Source organism: Burkholderia sp. BCC1993 (assembly GCF_905339865.1).
GTDB lineage: Bacteria > Pseudomonadota > Gammaproteobacteria > Burkholderiales > Burkholderiaceae > Burkholderia.
Genome location: NZ_CAJPGZ010000002.1, coordinates 1 through 24,910, shown reverse-complemented (window position 1 = coordinate 24,910; position 24,910 = coordinate 1). Strand labels below are relative to the sequence as shown.

General features: G+C 67.5%; 20 protein-coding genes. 13 read left to right on the top strand and 7 right to left on the bottom strand.

The window, feature by feature from the left end; genetic code table 11:
- Positions 1–29 precede the first annotated feature (29 nt).
- Entirely contained in the window at positions 30–1,997 is a 1,968-nt protein-coding gene (locus tag U4Y91_RS02905) for an efflux transporter outer membrane subunit (RefSeq protein ID WP_321803204.1), read from the bottom strand.
- 495 nt (positions 1,998–2,492) lie between these two features.
- On the opposite strand from U4Y91_RS02905, the gene U4Y91_RS02900 reads away from it, so the two are divergent.
- From U4Y91_RS02900 to U4Y91_RS02880, 5 genes are all read left to right on the top strand, one after another.
- Positions 2,493–2,993, top strand: coding sequence for an Ohr family peroxiredoxin (locus U4Y91_RS02900; RefSeq protein ID WP_321803203.1), 501 nt, complete (start codon positions 2,493–2,495; stop codon positions 2,991–2,993).
- Positions 2,994–3,179: 186 nt separating this feature from the next.
- The gene (locus U4Y91_RS02895; RefSeq protein ID WP_321803202.1) at positions 3,180–3,659 is read left to right on the top strand and encodes a carboxymuconolactone decarboxylase family protein; all 480 of its coding nucleotides are present in this window, start codon (positions 3,180–3,182) and stop codon (positions 3,657–3,659) included.
- 4 nt (positions 3,660–3,663) lie between these two features.
- Positions 3,664–4,068: a cupin domain-containing protein gene (locus U4Y91_RS02890; RefSeq protein WP_321803201.1), complete on the top strand. Its 405-nt coding sequence runs from the start codon at positions 3,664–3,666 to the stop codon at positions 4,066–4,068.
- 532 nt (positions 4,069–4,600) lie between these two features.
- Positions 4,601–5,176 carry an S-(hydroxymethyl)glutathione synthase gene (gene gfa, locus U4Y91_RS02885; RefSeq protein ID WP_321803199.1) on the top strand — a complete coding sequence of 192 codons (576 nt, stop codon included), beginning with the start codon at positions 4,601–4,603 and terminating at the stop codon, positions 5,174–5,176.
- Positions 5,177–5,844: 668 nt separating this feature from the next.
- Complete coding sequence (locus U4Y91_RS02880; RefSeq protein WP_321803197.1) at positions 5,845–6,027, top strand: hypothetical protein; 183 nt, start codon at positions 5,845–5,847, stop codon at positions 6,025–6,027.
- Positions 6,028–6,435: 408 nt separating this feature from the next.
- On the opposite strand, the gene U4Y91_RS02875 is transcribed toward U4Y91_RS02880, so the two are convergent.
- The 5 genes from U4Y91_RS02875 to U4Y91_RS02855 form a co-directional block, all read right to left on the bottom strand.
- Positions 6,436–7,299, bottom strand: a complete 864-nt coding sequence (locus tag U4Y91_RS02875; RefSeq protein ID WP_321803195.1) for an IclR family transcriptional regulator — start codon at positions 7,297–7,299, stop codon at positions 6,436–6,438.
- 108 nt (positions 7,300–7,407) lie between these two features.
- Entirely contained in the window at positions 7,408–8,814 is a 1,407-nt protein-coding gene (locus U4Y91_RS02870) for an MFS transporter (RefSeq protein WP_321803193.1), read from the bottom strand.
- A gap of 115 nt (positions 8,815–8,929) precedes the next feature.
- The gene (locus U4Y91_RS02865; RefSeq protein ID WP_321803191.1) at positions 8,930–9,763 is read right to left on the bottom strand and encodes a sugar phosphate isomerase/epimerase; all 834 of its coding nucleotides are present in this window, start codon (positions 9,761–9,763) and stop codon (positions 8,930–8,932) included.
- A gap of 39 nt (positions 9,764–9,802) precedes the next feature.
- Positions 9,803–10,414 carry an NIPSNAP family protein gene (locus tag U4Y91_RS02860; protein WP_321803189.1) on the bottom strand — a complete coding sequence of 204 codons (612 nt, stop codon included), beginning with the start codon at positions 10,412–10,414 and terminating at the stop codon, positions 9,803–9,805.
- Positions 10,411–12,156: an FAD-dependent oxidoreductase gene (locus tag U4Y91_RS02855; protein ID WP_321803188.1), complete on the bottom strand. Its 1,746-nt coding sequence runs from the start codon at positions 12,154–12,156 to the stop codon at positions 10,411–10,413. The genes U4Y91_RS02860 and U4Y91_RS02855 overlap by 4 nt, the downstream gene beginning before the upstream one ends.
- A gap of 138 nt (positions 12,157–12,294) precedes the next feature.
- On the opposite strand from U4Y91_RS02855, the gene U4Y91_RS02850 reads away from it, so the two are divergent.
- The gene (locus tag U4Y91_RS02850; protein WP_321803186.1) at positions 12,295–13,191 is read left to right on the top strand and encodes an NAD(P)-dependent oxidoreductase; all 897 of its coding nucleotides are present in this window, start codon (positions 12,295–12,297) and stop codon (positions 13,189–13,191) included.
- A 21-nt stretch (positions 13,192–13,212) separates the two neighbouring features.
- On the opposite strand, the gene U4Y91_RS02845 is transcribed toward U4Y91_RS02850, so the two are convergent.
- Positions 13,213–14,259, bottom strand: a complete 1,047-nt coding sequence (locus U4Y91_RS02845; RefSeq protein ID WP_321803185.1) for a Gfo/Idh/MocA family oxidoreductase — start codon at positions 14,257–14,259, stop codon at positions 13,213–13,215.
- Positions 14,260–14,476: 217 nt separating this feature from the next.
- Between U4Y91_RS02845 and U4Y91_RS02840 the strand changes: the two genes are divergently transcribed.
- The 7 genes from U4Y91_RS02840 to U4Y91_RS02810 all read left to right on the top strand — a co-directional run.
- The gene (locus U4Y91_RS02840; protein WP_321803184.1) at positions 14,477–15,775 is read left to right on the top strand and encodes an ABC transporter substrate-binding protein; all 1,299 of its coding nucleotides are present in this window, start codon (positions 14,477–14,479) and stop codon (positions 15,773–15,775) included.
- Positions 15,776–15,910: 135 nt separating this feature from the next.
- Entirely contained in the window at positions 15,911–16,780 is an 870-nt protein-coding gene (locus U4Y91_RS02835; RefSeq protein WP_321803182.1) for a branched-chain amino acid ABC transporter permease, read from the top strand.
- On the top strand, positions 16,777–19,332 hold the full coding sequence (locus tag U4Y91_RS02830) for a branched-chain amino acid ABC transporter ATP-binding protein/permease (protein ID WP_321803181.1): 2,556 nt from the start codon (positions 16,777–16,779) through the stop codon (positions 19,330–19,332). Before U4Y91_RS02835 ends, U4Y91_RS02830 begins: the two co-directional genes overlap by 4 nt.
- Positions 19,329–20,177 carry a shikimate dehydrogenase family protein gene (locus U4Y91_RS02825; RefSeq protein ID WP_321803179.1) on the top strand — a complete coding sequence of 283 codons (849 nt, stop codon included), beginning with the start codon at positions 19,329–19,331 and terminating at the stop codon, positions 20,175–20,177. The genes U4Y91_RS02830 and U4Y91_RS02825 overlap by 4 nt, the downstream gene beginning before the upstream one ends.
- Positions 20,178–20,575: 398 nt before the next feature.
- Positions 20,576–22,366 carry an FAD-binding protein gene (locus U4Y91_RS02820; RefSeq protein WP_321803178.1) on the top strand — a complete coding sequence of 597 codons (1,791 nt, stop codon included), beginning with the start codon at positions 20,576–20,578 and terminating at the stop codon, positions 22,364–22,366.
- A gap of 62 nt (positions 22,367–22,428) precedes the next feature.
- A complete protein-coding gene (locus tag U4Y91_RS02815) occupies positions 22,429–23,259 on the top strand; it encodes an aldo/keto reductase (RefSeq protein WP_321803176.1) in 831 nt (276 codons plus the stop codon).
- A gap of 417 nt (positions 23,260–23,676) precedes the next feature.
- Positions 23,677–24,910, top strand: a 1,234-nt coding sequence (locus U4Y91_RS02810; protein WP_321803175.1) for an ROK family protein, incomplete at its 3' end; no start/stop codon positions are given.

Below are 24,910 nucleotides of genomic sequence, written 5' to 3'. Positions count from 1 at the left end.
TTCTCCAGGCAGATTCGATGGATCGCCGCTCAGCGCGCGGCGACAGCGGGCGCGGCCGATCCGCGCGCATCGGCACGTGCCGCTGCGCCCGTGCCTGTGAATGACGTGTCGACGAAGCCGCCGCCCAGCGCGGACGCCAGCGCGATCTGGCGATCGCGGCGGTCCATGCGCAGATTCGCGACGCTCTGCTCGGCGGAAAGCGCGTTGACGTCGGCGTTCAACACCGTCAGTTGATTCGTGAGGCCGGCCTTGTACTGCGCGAGCGCCAGTGCGGCGGCCTTCAGCGCGGCCTGCTGCGCGGCCTGCGCATCGACGAGCTGTGCGTCCGTCGAACGCACACCGGCGAGTTGCGTCGCGACTTCGCTCAGCGCGGTGACGAGCGCCTGGTTATAGCTCGCGACGGCGAGATCGAAGTCCGCGTAGCGCCCCTTCAGTTGCGCGCGGAGCGCACCGGCGTCGAAGATCGGCAGGTGGATGGCAGGCCCGACCGACGCGGTGCGGCTCGCCACCGTCAGGAAGCGCCCGAAACCGAACGCATCGAGCCCGATCGCGGCGCTCAGGTTGATGTCGGGATAGAACTCGGCCTTCGCTTCCTTCACGCCGTGCGCGAGCGCGTCGACATGCCACCGTGCGGCAACGATGTCGGGGCGCCGGCTCACGAGATCCGCGGGCAGATGGTCGGGCAGGCGCACCTCGTTGCCGGTGCCGAGCGTCGGGCGCGCGATCCGCAGCCCGCGGTCGGGGCCGGCGCCGAGCAATGCGGCGATCTGGTAGCGCGTCGTGAGCATCCGCCCGTCGAGCGACGTCAGCAACGCACGGCTCGTCGCGAGATTCGCGCGGGCGGTCTCGCGCTCGACCTGCGTGTCGAGCCCCGTCGCGATTCGGCCCGCGGCGATGCGATCGATCCGCTCGCGCCGCTCGATCTCCCGTTGCGCGATGTCATGCAGCACGGACAGTCGGGCAAGCTCGTTATAGGTGCGCGCAATCGATGTCGTGAGCGTCAGCCTGACCGCTTCCGCGTCGGCACGGCTCGCCTGCAGGCCGGACACCGACGCACGCAGCGCCTCGCGCTTCTTGCCCCACAGGTCGAGCTCGTACGATGCGCCGAGGATGCCGCGGTTCTCCGTCTGCCATGACCCGCCATACGGCGGCGGCACGAGCGCCGTTCCGGAAAACTGCTGACGCGTGAGCGCGTAGCTGGCGTCGACGCGCGGCATCGTTCCCGCTCGCGCGGATTCGCTGTAGGCCTGCGCGGCCGCCACGCGCGCACGCGCCTGATCGAGTGTCGGGCTGGTCTTGAGTGCCTCGTCGATCAACGACTTCAGCTGGTCGTCGCCGAACTGGTCGGCCCAATCCGCGGTCGGCCAGTGTCCTTGCTCGAGCGGCAGGCTCTGTTGCGTCGCGTACTGCTGCGGATCGGTCATCGCCGCATCGCCGTGAATACCCGCGTAGTTCACGCATGCCGACAACGTGCCCGCGACGATCACCGGCATGCCGGCCTTGAGTGCGCGCGCCGCATGCCGGCCCGCGATCGAAACAGTGTCCATTACTCGTCCCTTCATCAGCGCGTACACCGTCCGGATGCCGAGCCACGGATGCCGCAAGCCGCGACATACCTGCTCGCTGTGGCCGACACCGCGCACGCACCAGCTGCAGAAGTGCTCGCAGTTGTTCGTCAGCAGCCGGTAGCGGTCCTCGCCCACGCGCGACCTGGCGCGCTCGACGACGGCCATCCCCGTATAGACGGCATCCGGTTCCGCCTGAATACGGATGGCCTTGCTCGCCGCGAAGCGACGCAACGGGATGCATTCCACTGGACACCGTTGCGCGGAACGATGGAAGCCGGCGTAGTGAATCACCAGTCCGTCTCCTGCGTAGATGCCGTGATGCGCATAGCCGTCGCGCTCGCTGACGAGATGTGCGCCTGCCTCGATGCCGGAAACCGCACGAGCCGGCCCGTGCGAAACCGTCGACGCGTCGAATTCCAGAGTGTTCATCGCGAGCCTCCAATTGCGTAGGTGTGCCGCATGTCGCGTCACCGATGGGCCGCTTGCATGCTCAAGCCGAAGATCGGCCGCATTCTTGCCGTCATACTAGGAGCCGCACGCCTGCGCAGGTAGACACGTATCCGGACACTTTCCCGTTCCTCATCGGCACCAATCGACACGACACTCAATCGGCACCCCGTCGGCACCCATCGGCGGCATCGCCGCAGCCGGTGGAACGGCCGACGCGACCGATACGCGGCGTTCCCGCCGCATTGGTGCAAAGCGGGCAACACCATGCATCCCTGGATGATCTCGCCGGGCGACGCGTCTTTGCCTAGCATGCAAGTGCGCAAGGGCCATCCATCCTTCGGCTGGCGGTCATGGGGAACGACCTGCAGGCAAGCGCTGCACTCATGCGCCGATTCGCTTAGAGAAACGACGCGCCGCTCCGGACCGTACGGCCCGGAACGCTCGCGTCGGTCAATACAGGCACCCGGGAGGCATATGGAGAACGAGAGGTTGCAACCTCCGTCACCGACACTGCTCGACAAATACCGCGGGCGCGAATTCGTCGCGCTCTACACGACCACGGTCACCGTGTCCGGCGGCAAGACGGCACACGGCCGCGCATCGGGCGTCGCACGATCCGACGACGGCTGTCTCGCCCTCGATCTGCGCCTGCCGCGCGAACTCGGCGGGCCGGGCGGCGGCACCAATCCCGAGCAACTGCTCGCAGCTGGCTACGCCGCGTGCTTTCACGGCGCGCTGAGCCTGCTCGCGCAACGCGAGCGGATCGATATCCGCGAAGCGACCGTCGCAGTCGAAGTATCGTTCGGCCGCGATCCGGTCGACGGCGGCTATGCGCTCGCCGCCAACGTCACCCTCCGCATGCCGGGTGTGGACCGGCAGGTTGCGGAACGTCTGGTCCGCGATACGGAGCGCCTGTGTCCCTATACGAAGATGGCACGGCAGGGCATTTGCGGGGTTGTCGCGGTGTCGGATTGACGAACGTCGGCGGCGCGCCGCCACACCCCGGCGCGCGATTGGTTCCGAAGCGGCAATAGAGTGCGCACCTTACCGGCACTACTGGCCCGCGAAATCCGCGATTACGATGGTTGCCAGGCCGGTCGTGCAATGAATGGTCATGCGCAGGGCCGATTGCCCAGCCTTCACCGATCAGGAGAACGTATCATGACGCAACGTATCAACTACTTTCAGCAATCGCCGGAGCTGACGAAGAAGCTCGTCGAACTCGACGGGCTGCTTCAGAAGACGACGATCGAAGTGCCGGTTCGCGAGCTCGTCGAGATTCGCGCGTCGCAGCTCAACGGCTGCGCGTTCTGCGTCGACATGCACATCAAGATGGCCAGGATCCACGGCGAGCGCGAACTGCGCGTGCATCACGTCGCGATCTGGCGCGAGTCGCCGCTGTTCTCGCCGCGCGAACGCGCCGCGCTCGAATGGACCGAAGCGCTGACGCAGCTTTCGCCGCACGGCGTGCCGGACGATCTCTACGAACGTGTGCGCGCCCACTATGACGAGAAGGCGCTGTCGGATCTCACCGTCCTCGTCGGTGCGATCAACTGCTGGAACCGGCTGAACGTCGCGTTCCGGATGGTGCCCGGTTCGTTCGACAAGATGTTCGGTCTCGACAAGGCCAACCTGGAGTAACGACATGAAACGCATCGTGCTCGCGCTTGCACCGCTTGCGCTGTCGCTGCTGATGCCCGTTCCGCCGGCTGCCGCCGCACCGCAAGCCAAGGTGACGCAACTGACCACGGAGCCGCTGCCCGAGTATCCGGGCAAGGAAGTGGAGATGATCGTCGTCGATTATCCGCCCGGCAGCGTCGACCCCGTTCATCGCCACGACGCGCACGCGTTCGTCTATGTGCTCGACGGCAGCATCGTGATGGGCCTGAACGGCGGCAAGACGGTCACGCTCCATGCAGGCGACACGTTCCACGAAGGCCCCGACGACGTGCACACGGTCGGACGAAACGCCAGCAGCACGAAGCCGGCGAAATTCGTCGTGTTCCTGATCAAGAACAAGGACGCGCCGGTCCTCACGCCGGTGAAGTAGCGGGATCGTCGTCGCGGCGCCAGGTTGGCCGGGAACAGCAGCTCGGTGCCGCGAACGCACGCGTTCCGCAACGCGACGGCTTGCCTGGGCTGGCCGGCCGTCGCCTTCTCAGCCTGCGGACGACCGGCAAGCGGGCCGGCAAACCGCGTGCCCTGCCTTTGACGGGCTCTTCGCTGAAAAGCCGGGACCGGCTGCGTGCAGCCGGATGCCCGATACGGGCGACACATGGACGACACATGGACATGAGCGCGACGGACGGGAAGCCTTGCACGGCAATATTCGACGCCGGCATGCGGCGTCCGGCCGGCATTTATCTGACGTAGCGCGGCCCGATGAACACCGTCATCGGGAAATCGCCGGGTATACTCCCCACCAGTATCGCCATATACTCCCCCCCAGTTTCCTTCGACGAATGAAATGCCACATGATCGGGGCTCGGCACGCCAGTTCCATCTGGTCGCCGGGCCGATGCGCGAAGGGAAGTCGATCCGAACCGTCGTTCACTACCGAAGCACCGAAAAGGAGCATGACCATGTCCGTCGCCATTCATCCCACTGTCGATCGCGGTATCCAGAAGGGCGCCGATCCGTTCGCGGGCGGTACGCTGCGCTGCCTGTGCGCGCAGGACCCGGTCGAGGTCCGGGTCGATACGCAGGTCGCATTCAATCACGCGTGCGGCTGCACGAAATGCTGGAAGCCGGCCGGGGCGCTGTTTGCCGTCGTGGGCGTCGTGCCGCGCGACAAGGTCACCGTCACCGCGCATGGCGAGAAACTGCGCGTCGTCGACGACAAGGCGCTGATCCAGCGCCATGCCTGCTCCGCGTGCGGCACGCATCTGTTCGGGCGCATCGAGAATCGCGACCATGCGTTTTACGGCCTGGATTTCATCCACACCGAACTGTCGCAGGATGCCGGCTGGGACGGCCCGGGTTTCGCCGCGTTCGTGTCGTCGATCATCGAAAGCGGCACGCCGCCGTCGTTGATGGCGGACGTGCGCGACACGCTGCGCAGCAAGGGGCTGGAGCCCTACGATTGCCTGAGCCCGGCGCTGATGGACGTGCTGGCGACGCATACGGCCAAGGCTAAGGGAACGTACCGGGAGGCGTGAGGCCGGCGCCTGCGCCGGGGGCGCGGCGGCAGGCTGCCGCGCATCGGCGCATCGTCGTCGCGCCGTCGGAAGTCAGTGGCGTTACTTCCACGACCTACTTCACTTTCTGCTCGTGAGAACGGCCGGGCAACCGTTCAATGCGGACGACGGGCGCGGTCAATTTCCCGAGCCCAAATAAAAAGGTTCTTCGCGGAATCCTGGGGAACGCGGGGCAAAATGTCGGCGATCGGCCAGAAGCGGTCGAGGACCGTGTGCGGGTCGTCGACAATCCGTCGGCACCGATACCACGCACTCCCCGATTCAATGACCAACATGACTGCTCGATACCACCCGCGGCACGGTCTTAACGCAGGCAATACGCATCGATTTCGCATCGACTGTGCCGCTTCCTCCCCGTGTAGTGCTCCGTGTGCAACTGGTCTGATCCCTCGGCCGACGGCTCTGTGTTCCTGAACAACCAACAGAAGATCGTCACGTGTCGGAATATAGCCAACATGTCGCATACCTCGAATCGCCGGCATAGAAGCGGGAGGTCTCAAATTTCTATCTTGAACAGCCGCGGTGCGTACCGGAGGCGAGTTGGCACAGATTGTGCACATTAGGAAGCGAGCAGTAAATTACAACTGCTCAAGCCTCGTTGCCAAACTTCTTTTGAATGGAGATTCAAAATGAACACGCTGACTATTGCCGACCTTCATCAGGAAGACGAACTTTCTCCTTCCCAGATGACCCGTGTCGTTGGTGGACACGATGTAGAAAAGGAAAAAGCACTTGTTGAACTCTACCGTGTTATCCAGGGGATGGGAGTGGATACACCTGACCCGCCGATCCACGTGTCGATGAAGTTGTGATTTTCGACTGTTGAGAAACGGTGCCGGTAGAAGGCAAGGATACGAGTCTGCCATAAGGGCTGGATTACCGGCCCTTATGTTTTTGGCCGCCGCCGGCGTGGTTCCGTCCGACGCGTTTCACTGACTGTAGAAAAAATTGATGCCTGGCCCAGCCAGCCATAAGTCACCAGATGGCCGAATCGGCCCAACGTTGAAGGAACCGCTTCGCGGAATGTTGAGGGGCCGAACTGGGTCGGAAATCGCCATTCATGGAAATCCGCGATGAACCAACAAAAACGACAACGTCATCGAACGAGGCAACGGCGTGAAGATCGACCGCCCCGAATTCAATCCCCATACCGCCCCGTCGAATACACAAGCCTTCCCGCCCAAACGACACGCGTCGCGCCAACATCCCGGCGCGGCACACTAACGCTTTGAAGCACGCCCGCGCGTCGTCGCCTTTGCTGCCGCAACCGGCGCCACTTCCGCCGGGGCAGCCGCCGCGCCCGTCAGCTTGAACCACGGCGAACCCAGCGTGGCCGCGCTCATGTCCGACGCAGCCGCGAGCAATAGCGGCGCGAGCTCCTTCAGGCGCGATTCCGGCAGACGGCTCGTCGGCCCGGCGAGGCTCACGATACCGACCACTTCGTTCGTGACCGGATTGCGCACGGCTGCCGCGATCGACGTCATGCCGACCTCGTACGTCTCGATCGCCATCCCGTAGCCACGCGCGCGCGCGCCGTTCAGATCCTTCAGGAACTGCTGGATCGTCTTCGGTGCGCGCGGTACATTCTGCACCTTCGCGCTGAGCCCGCCCTGCCTCGACACCAGTTCGATCGCGCGCTCGTCGGGCAGCGTCGCGAGCCACGCCTGGCCGCTCGCGGTGCAATGCAGCGGCGGCTGGCTGCCCATGTCCGGGTCGTAACGCAGCCCGGACTTCGCACCCTGCGCCTTGCCGACGAACGTGATGTGATCGCCTTCAACCACGCCCAGCCGTGCCAGTTCGCCCGACGACTCGGCCAGGCGATCGAGCACCGGCTGGGAAATGTCGAACACCCCGCTCGTCGACAGATAGATCAGCGCGAGCGACACCAGCTTCAGCGCCAGCATGTATTCGCCGTGCTCCTCGTCCTGACGGACGAACCCCTCGTCGATCAGCATCGACAGCAGGCGATGCGTGCCGCTGCGGGGAATGTTCAGCGTATCGGCAATGGTGGCCAGCGGCATGCGGCCGCCGTTCTTTGCCAGCAATTCCAGCACTGCGAGCGCACGCTCGAGATTTCCTGCCATGGCGCCTTCTCGTCCGTATGGTGAATGTCAAATAAGAACACAATTCCATACTGGAATTCAAGAGAATTTGCGCGACACCGCACCCCCGCCGCGGCGCCGCGCTCGCCGTCAGTGGCCGGCAGCCCCGCTCACGGCCACGAACCTCCCGCGATGGCGCGCGCCCTTGAGCAGCACCGCTGCACCGCCCACGGCCGCCGGCACCGCAAGCGCCGCGAAGACCTGGCCGAAACTCCAGTTCGCATGGAGCATGGCCGCGCCCAGCATCGCGCCCGCGATGCCGCCGAAACGGCCGACCCCGAGCATCCAGCTCGTCCCGGTGGCCCGCATTTCGGTCGGATAGGAGCCGGCCGCCAGCGCGCAGAAGCCCGTATTCGAACCGTTCATGCAGTACCCGATGCCGAATGCGAGCACACAGATCACGCCGAACGGATGGGCCGACACACCCATGTACCAGGCCAGCGCGCCGCCGGCGAGCACGGTCGCGCCGAGCGCGGCGTGCGGATTGAACCGGTCCATCTGCCAGCCGATCAGCAGCGAGCCGACCGTTCCGCCCGCCTGGAACAGCGCGCCGACGATCGCCGCCTCGGCCAGCGAAAACCCCAGACCGCGAATCAGCGTCGGCAGCCAGTTGCCGAGCAGATAGACGGTCAGCAATCCCGCGAAGTAGCAGATCCACAGCATCACCGTGCCGAACGCATGTTCGCGCGACAGAATCGCGCGAACGGGACTGCGCACGTCGCGCGCCGGTTCGGCGGACACGAACCGCGTCCGTGCGTCGGCGACCGCCGGCTGTATGCGATTCAGCACGCCGATGAGCCGTGCGCGGCGCCGCTCCGACAGCGCGAGATACCGTGCCGATTCCGGCAGCCATTTGACGAGGATGGGCACGTACGCGATCGGCAGCACGCCGCCGAGCAGCAGGACCGAATGCCAGCCCCACGTTTCGATCATCCACGCGCTCACGAAGCCGCCGCCCGCCGCGCCGAAGGTGAAGCCGCAGAACACGGCCGTCACCATCAGCGCGCGCCGCCGCGGCGGCGCATATTCAGCCATCAGCGTGGCCGCGTTCGGCATCGACGCGCCCAGGCCGATGCCGGTCAGGAAGCGCAACACCGTCAGCGACGCCACGCCGGTCGCAAACGCCGATGCAATGCTCCACAGGCCGAAGAACATCACCGCGCTGACCATCACCGTCTTGCGGCCGAAGCGGTCGGACATCGGGCCGGCCGTGAGCGCGCCGAACGCGAGACCGAGCAGGCCGCCGCTCATCACCGGGCCCAGCGCGTCACGCGGAATCGACCACGCGCTGGAAATCGACGGCGCGATGAAGCCGATCATCACCGTGTCGAGCCCGTCGAGCATCACGATCAGCATGCACAACAAAAGCACGAGCCACTGGAACCGGCCCACCGGCCGCGTATCGAGAAATTGCTGAACGTCGAGCGAGCGCGCGTCGTTCGATTCGCCATCCTGAATGAAATGCTTCGGCCGTCGGGCCGTCTGCGAGGAAGTCATGCTGATGTCTCCGGGGAAGTTGTTCTTGTTGTCGTATCGAATGCCCGATCCGCGCGCCGGCGCGATGCCTGGCGCCGATCGGGCCCGTTGCGTCGAGAAGGCAGCCGCCGCGCGATCAGGCCGGCACGGCCGCCGCATCGATCACGACAAGGGTGGCTTCACGCAGGCGGCGCGCCCGCTCGACGGCAGGCGTCGTCTTCGCCCACGCTTCGTTCGGCACCTCGACGCTCACCGGCAGGTGAGCGGGCAGCGCGCGCAGGATGCCCGCAAGGTCGAGACCGCCCTCGCCCGGCACCATCCGCGCGCAGCGTGCCTGGAACAGCAGCGTGTCGACGTCGGCCGGTCGTTCGGCCGGCGCATCGCAGAACTGGACGTAGCCGAAGTACGCGTGCGGCAACGCGCGCAACGCGTCGAGCGACGAGCCGGCACGATCGAAATGAATCGGATCGACGATCAGTCCGGTGTTGCGCCGGCCGCACGCGTCGACGATGCGCGCGCCGGCGCCGATGTCCTTCACGTCGGTCCACGGCATCGGTTCCAGCGACGGCGACAGGCCGAGCGGCGCGGCCAGGTCACACAGCCGGCCGAGCCGGTCGACGGTGCGCGCCTCGTCGGGATCGTTGCCGGCCACGAGGACGTAGCGCGCGCCGAGCTCCGCCGCCGTTTCGAGCATCGGCAGGTAGTGCGTCACGTCGGTATCGGGCTTCAGGCGCGCGATCTCGACGTCGAGCACACGCATGCCCGTATCGCGCAGGATCGCCAGCGTTTCGCGCTTGAGCGGCGTATCGCCGACGATCTCGTGGCGAACCTCGGTGTCGGTGGCCGGCAGCAGTCGCAGGCCAACGTAGTCGTAGCCGGCGTCGACGGCGCATCGCACCATCTGCGGCGGGCTCAGTTCGAGCACGGTCAGCGCCGACAGCGACAGCGCGCGGGATTGAGGCTGGGTCATATCGTCTCCTTGAGCGTCATGGCGCAATACGCGGCACGTTCAGCGCAACGGCGAAAACGGCGCGGGCACGCAGATCGTCGATTCCATGGTCGTGAGGTGGGCCGGGCCGCCCTTCGGCGGCCAGATGCCGTCCCTGACCGCTTCGGCGCGAATGCGCGAACGCTCGTCCACGCTCGCATACGGCCAGATGTTCAGGAACCGCGGCGTGTCGCCGTCGAGCGCATACATCGCGCCGACCAGCGGCGAGCGGCGGGTGCGCTCCGGCACCGCCTGCTCCCACACGTCGATCGTGTGCTGCAGGCTGCCGAGCTTCGTGCCGTATACGCGCATCTCGTAGATGCCGCCGTGCACGGCCGGTTCGATCGGCGGCAGGAACGGGAACAGCGCATAGCTGGCCGTCTTCACGTCGATGATCGATTCGCCGCAGCCGAACGGGTTGCCTTCGAGCAGCATCCGCTTGCGCTCGGCGACGAGCGCGGCCTCCGATTCATAACCGCGCAGCACCAGCACCTGACCGAGCGTGCCGATGTCCGAGTACCACGCGCCGAGCAGCTTGCCGCCGTGCGGATCGCCGCTGGCCTGAATCCCTTCGAAGACCTGCGCGTTCGCGCCGATCTTCACCGTGAGCGTCACTACGTCATACAGTCTCATTGCGTTGTCCTCGAGGATGAATCGATGCCGGCACGCGCGGGTTCGGGCGCGGCGTCGGCGAGAGAAAGGCCGGCGAGATAACCGAACGTCATCGCCGGGCCGAGTGTGATGCCGCCGCTGGGATAGCAGCCGCCCATCATGCTGGCGGAATCGTTGCCGACCGCGTAGAGGCCGGCGATCGCGCGGCCGGCGTGGTCGAGCACGCGCGCGTCGCGGTCGGTGGCCAGGCCCGCGAACGTGCCGAGGCTGCCCGGCAACAGCTTCACCGCATAGAACGGCCCCGCGTCGATCGGCGCGAGACACGGGTTCGGCTGCCGGTCGGCATCGCCCTGCACGCGGTTGTACGGCGTCGAGCCCTTGTGAAACGCCGGATCGCAACCCTGCTTCGCGTACTGGTTGTAGGCGGATACCGTGTCCATCAGCGAGGCGGCGTCGATTCCGCATTCGCGCGCAAGCGCGTCGAGCGTCGCGCCGCGCTTCAGATAGCCCGAGCGCCGGTACGGGCCGGTCGGAAACGGAAACGGCTTCGAGAAACCGAGCCCGTAGCGCCGCTGAAAGCGATGGTCGCAGACGAGCCACGCGCACACTTCCTCGCCGGCCGGCGTCGTGTCGAGCAGCGCGGCAATGAAGTCGTGATACGACGATGCCTCGTTCACGAAGCGCTTGCCCGCGCGTGTCACCGCGATCAAGCCCGGCTTCGCGCGTTCGATCAGATGCGGAAACGCGACGGCGTCGCCGCCCGGTCGCGGCACCAGCGAGACGGGCGCCCACGCGGCCGGCGCATCGAGCGACCGCTCGAAATGCGCGCCGATCGATTCGCCGAGCCGGATCCCGTCGCCGGTATTGCAGCGCGGCGCCGCCGACCAGTGTTCGCGGCCCGACGGCGTATACGCGAACGTCTGCGCACGACGCGCCTGATCGTGAGGAAAACCGCCGCAAGCCAGCACGACGCCGCGCGCCGCGCGCACCTCGTGCACGATGCCGTCGATCGCCACGCGGGCGCCGGTCACGCGCTCGTCGTCGCGCAGCAGGCCGATCGCCTTCGCATGGGTGCGCAGGTCGACGCCGCGATCGGCGGCCGACTTCAACAGGCGCGCGACGAGCGCATTGCCGTTGACGAGATGCATCGAGCGCCCGTAACGCAGCTTGTGCCACGCGAACGCGGCCAGCCGGCGGCCGACATGCAGCGCGGAACTCAGCGAGCGCGTGGCGCGATAGAAATGCGCGAGATCCTGACCGGACGCGAGTGCCATCCCATTGAGCGTCGTCACCGACAGCGGTGTGCGCAGCTTGTCGATCAGCGGGCCCAGTTCGCGGCCGTCGTACGGCATCGCGCAAACCGAGCGCCCGCCCGTGCCGGCGCCCGGCGTGGTGTGGAAATCGGGAATGCGGTTGCCGTCGACGAAGCGCAGCGCCGTGTTCCGCTCGAAGAATTCGATCATCTCCGGGCCGCGTTCGAGCAGCGCATCGGCCTTCGCCGCATCGAACTGCGCGCCCAGCTCGTTCTTCAGGTACGTGCGCGGCGCATCGACGTCCTCGCAAATGCCGGCACGCGTCGCGAGCGGATTGCGCGGAATCCACATCCATCCGCCTGACCACGCGGTGGTGCCGCCAAACACGGCCTCCTTCTCGGCGACGATCACGCCCAGGCCCTGCGCCGCCGCCGTGACCGCCGCCGCGAGGCCGCCCGCGCCGGAGCCCAGTACCAGCACGTCGCAATCGAGTATCGGTTCACGCTTCATGTTCAGTCCTGCCCGTTCAGTGTCTCCAACGCCGGATGCGACACGATCGCGACGTCTATGGAATATCATTGCGACGTGGAATACTATTCCAGTAAATCCGATTTAGCAAAGACTTTGTGACGACAGGGAGGCAACGCAATGCGAGTACTGGTAACGGGCGGCAGCGGTTTTCTCGGCGCGTGGATCATCAGGAGGCTGCTGGCGCGCGGCATGGAATGCGTGAGCTTCGACGTGCGCACGAACCCGCGCCTCGTCGAGGCGCTCGCGCCCGAACGGGCTGCGGCCGTGCGCTGGCGCACCGGCGACATCGCCGACGCGGCCGCCACGGCGCACGCCTTCGACGGCTGCGACGCGGCGATCCATCTCGCGGGCATCCTCACGCCCGACTGCGCGGCCGACCCCGTGCGCGGCGCGCAGGTCAACCTGATCGGCACGCTGAACGTATTCGAGGCCGCCCGCTCGGCCGGGCTGCGACGCGTGCTCTACGCGAGCAGCGCCGGCGTGTTCGGCCCCGACGACGGCGCCGTGCCGTTGCCGCAAACCCACTACGGCGCGTTCAAGCTGGCGTGCGAAGGATCGGCGCGCGCGTACTGGCACGACCACGGGATCGCGAGCGTGGGCTTCCGTCCGCTCGTGGTCTACGGCGCCGGACGCGAGACCGGATCGAGCGCGGGGCCGAGCCTGGCCTGTCGGGCGGCCGCGAGCGGCGAGCGCTACACGATTCCGTTTACCGGCGCGACGGGCCTCGTGTTCGCCGACGACGTCGCCGCCGCTTACGAGGCCGCGCTGCTGGCCGACATCGAGGGCGCACACGCCTTCACGCTGGCGGGCGAGATCACCCCGGTGAACACGCTGATCGAACGGATCGCGGCCCTCGCGCCGGGCGCGCACATCGATGCCGGCGGCCCGCCGCTGCCGATCGCGACAGCGTTCCCCGACGACCCCGCGCTCGACCGCCTGCTGCCCGGCCTGCCGCGGACCGCGCTCGACGACGGCCTGCGGCAGACGGTGGCGTTCTACCGGCGCCAGCGCTAGGCCGGCACCCGCTCCCCGCGGCTACGCGACGACGTCCGCGGGCGCCACGCCCGTGCGCGTCGCAGCCGCGCGATGCACGGCGAGCGTCGCCGCGAGCGTGCGCGCGGCGTCGTCGGCCGGACACAGCGGCGTCTCGTCGCCCGCGATCACCGCCGCGAAGTGGCGCAACTGCTCGTGATACGGATCGGTGCCATGCGGCGTGCAGCGCTCGACGGTCAACGGATCGTGCCAGCCCTTCCCGCTGCGGTATTCCCACAGATCGAGCTGCGGCAGCGTGAGCGACGCATCGGTGCCGATCAGGAAATGCGTGTTCACCTGCTGGCGCGGATAGTGCGCGGCCTCGCCCGCCGCGAGATCCCAGTTCCACGGCGAGGTCGCGCAGTCGGATACGGCCAGTGTGCCGAGCGCGCCGCTGTCGAAGCGCAGCAGCACGGCGGCCGTGTCTTCCACGTCGAAGCCGCGCACGCGATTGGACGCCTGGGCCTGCACCTCGACGATCTCGCCGAGCAGGAACCGCATGATGTCGATGTCGTGAATCAGGTTGATCAACACCGGGCCGCCGCCCGCGCGACGGCGCCATTCGACGTCGAAATACGCGTCGGGCTTGTAGAACGTCGCGAGCGCATTGGCCGCGACGGGTTGGCCGAGCCGACCCGACCGCACGATCTCGCGCGCGCGCCGCAAGATCGGATTGTGGCGGCGATGATGGCCGACCAGCAGCGGCACGCCGGCTTCGCGTGCGGCGCGACCGAGGCCCGCCGCCGCCGCGACGCTGTCCGACACCGGCTTCTCGATCAGCGCCGGCACGCCGCGCGCGATGCAGGCAAGGCCAACCTCGACATGCGTCGCATTCGGCGTCGCGACGATCGCGCCGTCCGGGCGCATCGCGTCGAGCATCGTCGCGTAATCGGCGAACCAGCGCAGCCCTTCATCGCGCGCGAACTGCTCGGCCGCCGGCGACGGATCGGCGATCGCCACGACTTCCACCTGCGCATGCGTGCGTGCGCGCTCCACGTGCATTCGCCCGATTGCGCCTGCACCGATCACTGCCAGCCGTCTTCTTGCCATCGCTTCATCTCCGTTGTGCGGGGCGTACGCGTCGAGTCGCGTCGTTCGTCTTCCGGACCGACCGGGTAAATACCCCGATTTATTGAAACCATATTTGATTGTTGAATGCTATTCCACTTCAAACCATAATTCACGAAAAATTTCGACACGTGTCGCGCGGCCCCACCCACGGACCGCACGGAATCGAACCTTGACCAGGAAACAGGAGGCCAGACACATGACTGACCAGCACGAGCAGAACGACACCCTTTCCAGCCCCGCGGCGGACGCGACCGCCAACCCGGCGGCGTCGCGCCGCGCGTGGCTCGTCACCGCGGGCAAGGCGCTCGCGGGCGGGGCCGCGGCGCTCGCCGCGCCGGCGATCGTGCGCGCGCAGGGCGAGCAACCGCTGAAGCTGGGCCTGCTGATGGCCAAGCAGGGCGTGTGGACCGAACAGGGCGAAGTGATCGCGAACGGCGTCAAGCTCGCGCTCGACGAGGCGGGAAACCAGGCGCGCGGCCGGCGCGTCGATCTCGTCTGGTACGACGAACCGAATCCGCAGTCGGCGCAGCAGAACATGCAGAAGCTCGTCGAGCAGGACCACGCGATCGCGGTGATCGGCGGCACGAACAGCGGCACATCGCTCGCGATGTCGTCGGTCGCGTGGCGCACCAAGACGCCTTACATCGCGCCGAACGCCGCGGCGCGCGAGCTGACCGGCAGCAGTTGCAACCCGTACACGTTCCGCGTGCTGAGCCCGACACCCGTCGCATGCCGCGCACTCGCGCCGTCGATGCTCGCGATCGGCAAGAAATGGCACTTCCTCGTCGCGAACTATGCGTACGGGCAAGACATTCAGCGCGCGATGTCCGACTTGCTGAAGCAGGCCGGCGGCGTCATCACCGGCGCCGACGTCACGCCGCTCAACACCACCGACTTCAGCTCGTTCATCCTGAAGATCCGCCAGTCGAAACCCGACGTCGTGCTGCTCGGGCTGCCGGGCGGCGACCTGTCGACGTTCCTGAAGCAATACGCGGAAATGGGCATGAAAGGCCGCATCCCGGTGGCGTGTCCGATCATCGGCGACTCGGATCTCTGGTCGATCAACGCCGACGCCGCCACCGGCTACTACGGCAAGCCGTGGCATTTCAGCTCGCCGGGCCATGCGCCGGAAGAAGTCGCGTTCATCAGGAAGTACACGGCGAAGTACGGCAAGCCGCCGGCCGACAAGGCCTGGATCGGCTGGTTCACGGCGCGCGCACTGCTGCAGGCGATCAACCACGCGAACAGCACGTCGGGCGCGGACATCGTGCAGAGCCTGGAGACCATTCAGCTCGCCGACGGCAGCGGCGCCGCCTACTTCCGCCCGTGGGACCACCAGCTGTTGCGGCGCTGGAGCGTGTTCAAGGTGAAGGACCGGATCAGCGACAAATGGGACTGGCTCGACCCGATCTCCGTCGTGCCGCAGAACCCCGGCGACCTCGACCGCCTCTTCGGCACACGCGAGGAGATCGGCTGCAAGATGGCCGCGCGCTGAGCCCGCGCGCCGCCGCTGCGGCGGCGCACGGCCCGACGCCGCCCCAAGCGTATCCCGCGCGCGTCGCGGCCCGCCGCTCGCCCATCACGACGGGCCGCGGCGCGGCGGCGGCGAGCCGCACTCTGGAGTAAGGGCATGGCTGAAATGTTGTTGTCCCAGGTCGCCAACGGACTGGTGCTGGGATTCCTCTACGTATTGCTCGCGATCGGACTGTCGATCATCTGCGGGCTGCTGGGCATCGTGAATTTCGCGCATGGTGCGCTCTTCGCGCTCGGCGCGTATTTCGCGATCGCACTGTCGACGCAGTTCGGATGGGCCGCCGTCGTGCTCGCACCGGTGCTCGTCGCGGCGGTGGGCGTGCTGATCGAGGTGGTGTTCATCCGGCGCCTGTACGGCAAGGAGCCGCTCCTCGGCCTGATCGTCACGTTCGCGCTGTCGCTGCTGCTCACCGCACTGGTTCGCCTCGTGTGGGGCGCGGGCGGGCTGCCGTTCAGTCCGCCCGGGATGCTCAACGGGTTTCTCGTATACGGGCCGCTGCTGATCACGAAGTATCGACTGTTCGTGCTCGCCGCGACGATCGCGATCCTCGTCGTGCTGTGGTGGTTCATGAACTACACGCCATACGGGCGGATCCTGCGCGCCGGCAGCCGCGATCCTGAAATGGTCGGCCTGCTCGGCATCAACCTGCCGCGCGTGCTGACCGGCGCGTTCGCGCTCGGCGCGCTGCTCGCGGGTGCCGCCGGCGTGCTCGCGGCGCCGCTCGTCACGGTCACGCCGGGGATGGCGACGACCGCCGTGATGCCCGCGTTCGTGATCGTCACGATCGGCGGGCTCGGCTCGTTCGCCGGCGCGGTGGTCGCGGGCCTGCTGGTCGGCATCGCAACCGCGCTGGCCGTCCAGTTCTTTCCGGCGGGCTCGTCGATCGCGATGTACGTGCTGATGGCACTCGTCCTTCTCGTGCGCCCTCGCGGGCTGTTTGGTGAACGCTGGGAGCGCTTCGAATGAAATTCGACTATCTGACCCGCCATCCGGTTGCAGTGCTGACCACCGCGCTCGTCCTCGTGTCGCTTGCCCTCACCGCGACCGGCACGCCGCTCGAGCGCGCAACCCAGATCGCGATCTACACGCTCTACGGGATGGGCGTGAACCTGCTGGTCGCGTATACGGGGCTCGTCCCGTTCGGCGCATCGGTGTTCTTCGGCACGGCCACGTACCTGGTCGCCGTGTCGCTGCTGCGCGTGCTGGGCAACGAGCTGCTCGCGCTGGCGGCCACCGTGATCGTGACGACCGTGCTGGCCGCGCTGATCGGCGCGGTCGTGTTGCGCCGGCGCGGGCTCTACTTCTCGCTGCTCACCCTCGCCTGTTCGCAGATCGCGTTCGAGATCGCGTTCAAGTGGACCGATGTGACCGGCGGTGAAAACGGCCTGCAGAACGTGCCGCGCCCGACCTTCCCGACGACCGTCTGCTTCCACGTGTTCGCATGCGCGACGGTGGTCGCGATCGCCTGTCTGCTATGGCGCCTCGTGCACGCGCCGTTCGGACGGGCGCTGCAGGCACTGCGCGACAACGAGCAGCGCGCGGCGAGCCTCGGCTACGACACGTATCGGCTCAAGCTGCGCGCGTTCGTGATCTCGGCTGCCGTGATCGGCTACGCGGGCGGCCTGCTGTGCCTGATGCTGCAGGGCGCGTACGCGAACAACCTGAGCTGGGAGCACGCGGGCGACAGCCTGCTGATGACCGTGCTCGGCGGCGTCCACCAGTTTCTCGGGCCGCTGTGGGGCGCGATCGCGTTCATCCTGCTCGAAGACAAGCTCAGCAGCCTGACCGAGCACTGGTGGCTGATCTTCGCACCGATCGTCATCGCGTTCGCGTTCTTCTCGCCCGAGGGCATACACGGCATCGCGCAGCGGCTGCTGCGACGTCCGCGCTGGACCCTCGTGCGCGACACGATTCCCGCGCGCCCCGCCACGATCGCGCCGTATCGCGCTGGCGGCATCGAGACCGATCCCGCCACGCCCGTGCTGAGCGTGCGCGGATTGACGAAGCGCTTCGGCTCGCTCGTGACCGCCGAACGGATCGACCTCGACGTCCATCCGTGCCGGCTGCACAGCTTCATCGGCCCGAACGGCGCGGGCAAGACCACGTTCTTCAACATGCTGACGGGCGTGCTGTCGCCGACGGCCGGCACGATCACGTTCGACGGCAAGGACGTGACGAAGCTCGCCATGTTCCGCCGCGTGCGGCTCGGCATGAGCCGCTCGTTCCAGATCCTCAGCGTATTTCGCAACCTCACCGTGTTCGAGAACGTGCGCGTCGCGGTGCAGGCCGCGCAGCACGATCGCCTCGGCCTGTGGCGCGACGCGCACACGCTCGGCGAACAGAATGAGATGACCTGGTCGCTGCTCGCGGCGGTCGGGCTGGCCGAGCGCGCGGCGCATGGTTGCGAAAGCCTGTCGCACGGCGAGCAGCGCCTGCTCGAAATCGCGCTGTCGCTCGCGACTCGCGCACGCCTGCTGCTGCTCGACGAGCCGCTCGCGGGGCTTGCCGAAGCCGATCGCGTGCGCGTGGCGGCGATCATCCGCGAGCTGGCGAACCATCACGCGGTGCTGCTGATCGAGCACGACATCGATCGCGTGCTGACGATTTCCGATCGCGTCAGCGTGCTCCATCGCGGCCGGCTGATCGCCGATGGCTCGCCGGCCGAAGTCGCGCGCCATCCCGAGGTGGTCGAAGCCTATCTCGGCCACGCGAAGGGCGAGCGGCCGGTCGATGCGAGGCTGGCCGCACGACGCGGCGCACAGCACGAAGATGCCGCACCGGCGCGACGCCCGCTGCTGCGCCTCGAAGGCGTGAAGGCCGGTTATGCCGGCAACACGATCCTCGACGGCATCGACCTCACGCTCCACGAAGGCGAAGTGATCGCGATCCTCGGACGCAACGGCGTCGGCAAGACGACGACGTTGCGCGCCGCGACCGGCGTCGCCGACGTGACGGCCGGGCGCATCGTGTTCGACGGCCACGACATCACCGGGCGCCCCGCGCACGAGATCAATCGTCTCGGCCTCGCGATGGTGCCCGAGGGCCGCCGCCTGTTCCCCAACCTCACGGTCGCCGAGAACCTGCGGCTCGCCGCACGCAAGGGCGGCGCGAGCGTCGACGAGATGTTCGCGCTGTTCCCGCGACTCGCGACGCGCAAGGATGCGCGCGCCGAACATCTGTCCGGCGGCGAACGGCAGATGGTGGCGATCGCGCGCGCGCTGATGGCGCCGGCGAAGGCGATCCTGCTCGACGAACCGTTCGAGGGGCTCGCGCCCGCCGTCGTACAGGAAGTGCTCGACGCGGTGGTCAAGCTGCGCGAGCGCGCGAGCGTCGTGATCGTCGAGCACCAGGCCGACATGGTGCTGCCGATCGCGGATCGCGCGTACGTGCTCGTCAACGGTCGCGTCGCGCACGAAAGCAGCGCGGTCGCGCTCGAACAGGACACCGCCACCCAGGCGAAATTGCTCGGCATCGTACACGACGAGGCCGGTTCCACCCAGGAGATGAAAACAGCATGACAGCCCCCTTGACCCCGACTGCCGCGGTTTCGCTCGACGAAGGCCTGAGCGGTGCGACCCGCATCCATTTCATCGTCGGCGATCCGATCGCGCAGGTCCGTTCGCCGAAAGGCGTGACGGCCGCGCTGCGCGAGGCCGGACTCGACGCGCTGGTCGTTCCCGCTCATGTCGCACCGGACGATCTCGCGGCGTTCTTCGCGGGCATCACACCGATGCGCAACGTCGACGGTGTGATCATCACCGTGCCGCACAAATTCAGCGCCGCCGGGTTCTGCTCGCGCTTGTCCGATGAAGCGGCCTTCCTCGGCGCGGCGAATACGCTGCGACGCACCGCCGAAGGTGGCTGGCACGGCGGTATGTTCGACGGCACCGGTTTCGTCGCCGCGCTCGGCGACGAAGGCTGCGACCTGCGCGGCAAGCGCGCGCTGCTGGTCGGCGCGGGCGGCGCAGGCTCGGCAATCGGCCATGCGCTGGTGATGGCGGGTGTCGCGTCGCTCGACGTGCGCGACCACGATGCCGCGCGCACCGCGTCGCTGGTCGAGCGGCTGGCCACGCTGCAACGCGGCACGGTGCGCGTCGCCGCCGCGGAGGTCGCAGCCGAGTCGTTCGACGTGATCGTCAATGCGTCGCCGATGGGCATGCGGCCGGACGATCCGCTGCCCGTCGACGTCTCGCGCGTGCCGGCCACCGCGTTCGTCGGCGACGTCGTCACGAAGCCGCCGCTCACGCCGTTCATCGAGGCGGCGCGTGCCCGCGGTTGCCGAACCGTCACGGGCACGCAAATGTTCGCGCGGGTCTGCGATCGAATGGTCGCATTCCTGGTCGATACCGATACCGCCGCCTGAGTGCGTGTGGGCAGGTCGCGATCGTCATACGTAGCGCGGCCTGCCGAATCGTTTCCGCCGAACGACGGTGACGCGGCGTGCCGCGCCGTCGTTCCTGCCTGCCTCATCACGACCATCCGGAGACAACCCATGCATCCCGGTCGTACCTCGCCCAGGCGCCTGGCGCGCAGCGCCGCCTGGCTCGCCGCCGCGCCGGCATCGACGCGCAGCCAATTCGCAGCCGGTATGGGCATCGTGCACGGGTTCTGAACGAAGTCGCGCTTCGTCTCTCTCGAGCATCTTTCGGAACGCTATTCCACTTTATTGTTTATTGGAATAACATTCCACAACGATCGAAGCCTCTTCCGCCGCGCGCCGAATCCGGACCCGCGGCGGAACGAAACGAAGGAGACATGGACATGGCTGCAGTGCAACAGGGTTGGGACGAAGAAGTGGACCTGCTGGTGTTCGGCGCGGGTGCGGCGGGCATGACCGCCGCGCTCGTCGCGCATCACGAGGGGCTCGCCGTCCTGATATGCGAAAAAACCGCCGCGGTGGGCGGCATCACGTCCACGTCGGGCGGCACGACGTGGGTGCCGGGCACACGCTTGAGCGTCGCCGCGGGCGTGCCCGACAGCGTCGACGATGCGCGCCGCTTCCTGCAGTCGGTGGTCGGCGCGCGCGGCGGCGACGACGCGCGCGAAGCATTTCTGCAAAGCGGCCCCGACGCGATCGACGAACTCGCGCGCATCAGCGACGTGAAGTTCGTCGCCGCCGCCGCACATCCCGATTACGTCAACGGCCCGGGCGCGGCCTACGGCGGCCGGGCGCTCGTGCCCGCGCCGTTCGATGCGCGCGTGCTCGGCCGCGCGTTCGCGCGCGTGCGCCCGCCGCGCAAGGAATTCATGGGCCTCGGCGGCATGATGGTCGCGCGCGCCGATCTCAATGCGCTGCTCGCGCCGTTCGCGTCGGTCGCGAACTTCAAGCGCACGATCGCGGTCGTCGGGCGCTATGCGATGGATCGCCTGCGTTTTCCGCGCGGCACGCAACTGGTGATGGGCAACGCGCTCGCCGCCCGGCTTTATTACAGCCTGCTCAAACGCCAGGTCGAGATTCGCTTCGACACGCCGCTGCTCGAACTGGTACGCGAGAACGGCCGCGTCACCGGCGCCATCGTCACGACACCGGATGGCGGTCGCAGGCGAATCGGCGCGCGGCGCGGTGTGGTGCTCGCGACCGGCGGCATCGCGCGCCATCCGTCGCTGCGCCGGCAATTCTTCCCTGCCGCGGCCCAGCCGCTGTCGCTGTCACCGAATACGCATACCGGCGACGGCGTCGACCGCGCACAGCGCGTCAATGCGCGGGTCGAAAACGGCGGCGACAGCCCGGGGCTGTGGATGCCGTGTTCGATCCGCCGCGCACCGGGCGCCCCCCCGGGCGGCGACGGCGACAGCGTCTGGCCGCACATCATTCTCGATCGCGCGAAGCCCGGCCTCATCGCGGTCAACCGCCGCGGCGAGCGCTTCGTCAACGAATCGAACTCGTACCACGACTTCGTGATGGGCATGCTGCGCGACAGCGGCAACGGGCCGAGCGTGCCGGCCCATCTGATCGTCGATGCTGCGTTCATTCGCACCTATGGCCTCGGCCTGCTGATGCCGGCGCGCAGCGCGGCCCGCATCGCCGAATTCGAACGCGCCGGCTATCTGGTGAAAGGTGCAACGCTGGCCGAGCTGGCGGCGAAGTTGCAGGTCGATGCGAACGGTCTGGCGCGCACCGTCGCGGCCTACAATCGCGACGCCGCCGAAGGGAGGGATCCGGCCTTCCAGCGCGGCAGCAGCCCGATGAGCCGCTTCAACGGCGATCCGGCGCAACAGCCGAATCCGTGCATCCGCCCCATCGGCGCCGGCCCCTACTATGCGCTGACCGTATGGCCGGCCGATCTCGCGTGCAGCGCGGGGTTGAGCGGCACGGCGAACGGCGAGGTGATCGATGTCGACGGGCGCGTGATCCCCGGCCTGTTCGCGTGCGGCAACGATCTCGCGTCGATCTTCCGCGGCACGTACCCCGGCCCAGGTACCACGCTCGGCCCGGCCATCGTATTCGGCTGGCGCATCGCGAAGTTCGTCGCGCGACACGAAGCGGCATCGACGGGCACCTCATCCGCGGACGCGGTGCACCGCCCGACCTGCGACAGCGCGCAACGCTGACGAACGCGCCGGCACGGCACGCGCAGGCCGCGCCGGCTCACCCCATCGAGAAGGAGTCGTTCATGCAACGCATCGTCAACCGCCATCGATTGAACATGCCGACACTGGGGCTCGGCACCTGGCCCATGCTCGGCGACGAATGCACGCGCGCGGTCGCGCTCGCACTGGAGTCGGGTTATCGCCATATCGATACCGCAGCCGCGTACGAGAACGAAGCGGCGGTCGGCAACGCCATCGCCGCTTCGAACGTCCCGCGCGAGCAGATTCACGTGACCAGCAAGGTATGGTGGGACCAGTTGAACCCCGAACGCATGCGGCAATCGCTCGACAACACGTTGCGCGCGCTGCGCTCCGACTACGTGGACCTGTTCCTGATCCACTGGCCGGCGCCCGACTGGAATCTTGCCGAGACGATCGACACGCTCGTTTCGTTCAAGGAGCAGGGACGCGCCCGCGCGATCGGCGTCGCGAACTTTCCGCTTGCGCTGTTGCGCGACGTCGTCGAACGGATGCAGGCGCCACTGGCCGCGATACAGGTCGAGTACCACGTGCTGCTCGGGCAGGCGCGGCTGCTGCAATTCGCGCGCGAACATGACATGGCGCTGATCGCGTACAGCCCGCTCGCGCGCAACCGCGTGTCGGAGATCCCGGAACTGCAACGGATCGCCGACAAGCATCGCGTGCTGCCGAGCCAGGTGGCGCTGAAATGGCTGCTCGACCAGCCGAACGTGGCCGCCGTGCCGAAGGCGGCCGGGCAACGCAATCAGCTCGCCAATCTGGCATCGCTCGACGTGAACCTGGACGACGCGGACCGTGCGCTGATCGCCGGCCTGCCTAAGAATCAGCGGCTCGTGAGTCCGGCGTTCGCACCGCAGTGGGATCCGGCCATGTAAGGAACGGCGTGTGGGTCGGCAATCGTTGCGGGCACGGGATGAATCGCGACTTCGGCACGCCTGTCGCCCACACCGCGCGGACCCTTCACCTGGGTGCCGGCCCGATCCCGGGCGCCGGAACCGATCGGCGTCGACGAAATCAGTCGACGCCGACAGACCGGAGATCGCACTGGCCGGCGTGGGGCTTTGCATCGCACCTGCACCGTGAGCCAATACCCGCAAAGCACTCCAATCCGGCCCCATAAAGCAGAATTTGCGCCGGCAAACATCTGACCGATTGAGACTGGCAACCGCCGTCGTCCGCAAGCACGCCTTTCCGGGGTTTACCTAACTGACTGGACGCCGAGCGCATGCTTAAATAAATCAACTTGATTTACTTAATGCGCCGAAAGCTGGCGCAACATGGAGGAAGACGCCATGCGAAGCCCGCACATCGGCCAGGGCAGCAACTCGGTCAACGTGCGCCGTTACAACGAGCGCCTTTTGCTGAAGACGCTGCGCCGTACCGGCAGCGCGTCGAAGGCCGACCTCGCCCGCCACGCGAACATGACGAGTGCGGCTGTCGGCGGCATCATCGCGTCGCTCGCCGACGCGAAACTGATCGAATTCGCCGGCCGCACCGAAGGCCAGCGCGGCCAGCCGGCGTCGCTGATTCGTCTCGATCCCAATGGGGCATTCGGCATCGGCGTCCGCATCGACCGCATGCGCATCGAAACGGCGCTGGTCAATTTCGCGGGCGAGATCATCGGCTGCCGCTCCCACGACACCCTGCTCCCTCCGCCCGCGACCGTGCTCGAACTGGTTCGCAGCGACATCGAAGAGATGCAACGGCTTCTGCCCGCCCAGGACCGCGATCGGCTGGCGGGCGTCGGCGTGGCCCATCCGTTCAACCTGGGGAGCTGGCTGCGCGAACTCGGCCTGCCGGCCGAAGCCTTCCGCGCGTGGGCCGAGATCGACCTGGCCCGGGAACTCGCCCGTGTCATTCCGCTGCCGGTGTTCAGCGAAAACGACGGCAATGCGGCCGCCATCGCCGAGCTCTTTTACGGCTGCGGCCGTCAACGCGACAATTTCGTCTATCTGTTCCTCGGACCGGTCATCGGCGGCGGGATCGCGATCGACGGCGACTGCCTGCACGGCCGCACCGGCAACGCCGGCGATTTCGCCGTCATGCCCGTGCAACCGAGCCGCCTGCCTTCCGCGCCCGCGCCGCACGGCGCCTGGGACATCCTCCTGACGCGTGCGTCGTTGAGCGCGCTGATTCGCCACCTCCGCCATTGCGGCGAGCAGGTCGAGAACCGCGCGGATCTCAACGACTGCATCGCACGCAACGTGCCGGCCGTCGACGAATGGATCGACGATTGCGTCGATGCGCTCGCGTTCGCGCTGCGCGGGGCGCTATCCGTACTCGATTTGCCGGTCGTCGTCCTCGATTCGGACGTTGATGCCGGCCTGCTCGACACGCTCATGCAACGTCTGGGCGTGGCGCTCGCCGACATCACGCCGGAAGCCCGCAGCGCGCCGGAACTCGTGCGTGGCTCGTTCGGCGCCGACGCCGGCGCGATCGGCGCCGCGACGCTGCCGATGTTCTTCAACTTCTCTCCACGCTCCGGCATCCTGCGAGGTGCAGGCCTGGATACGCAAGAGGTCGCTT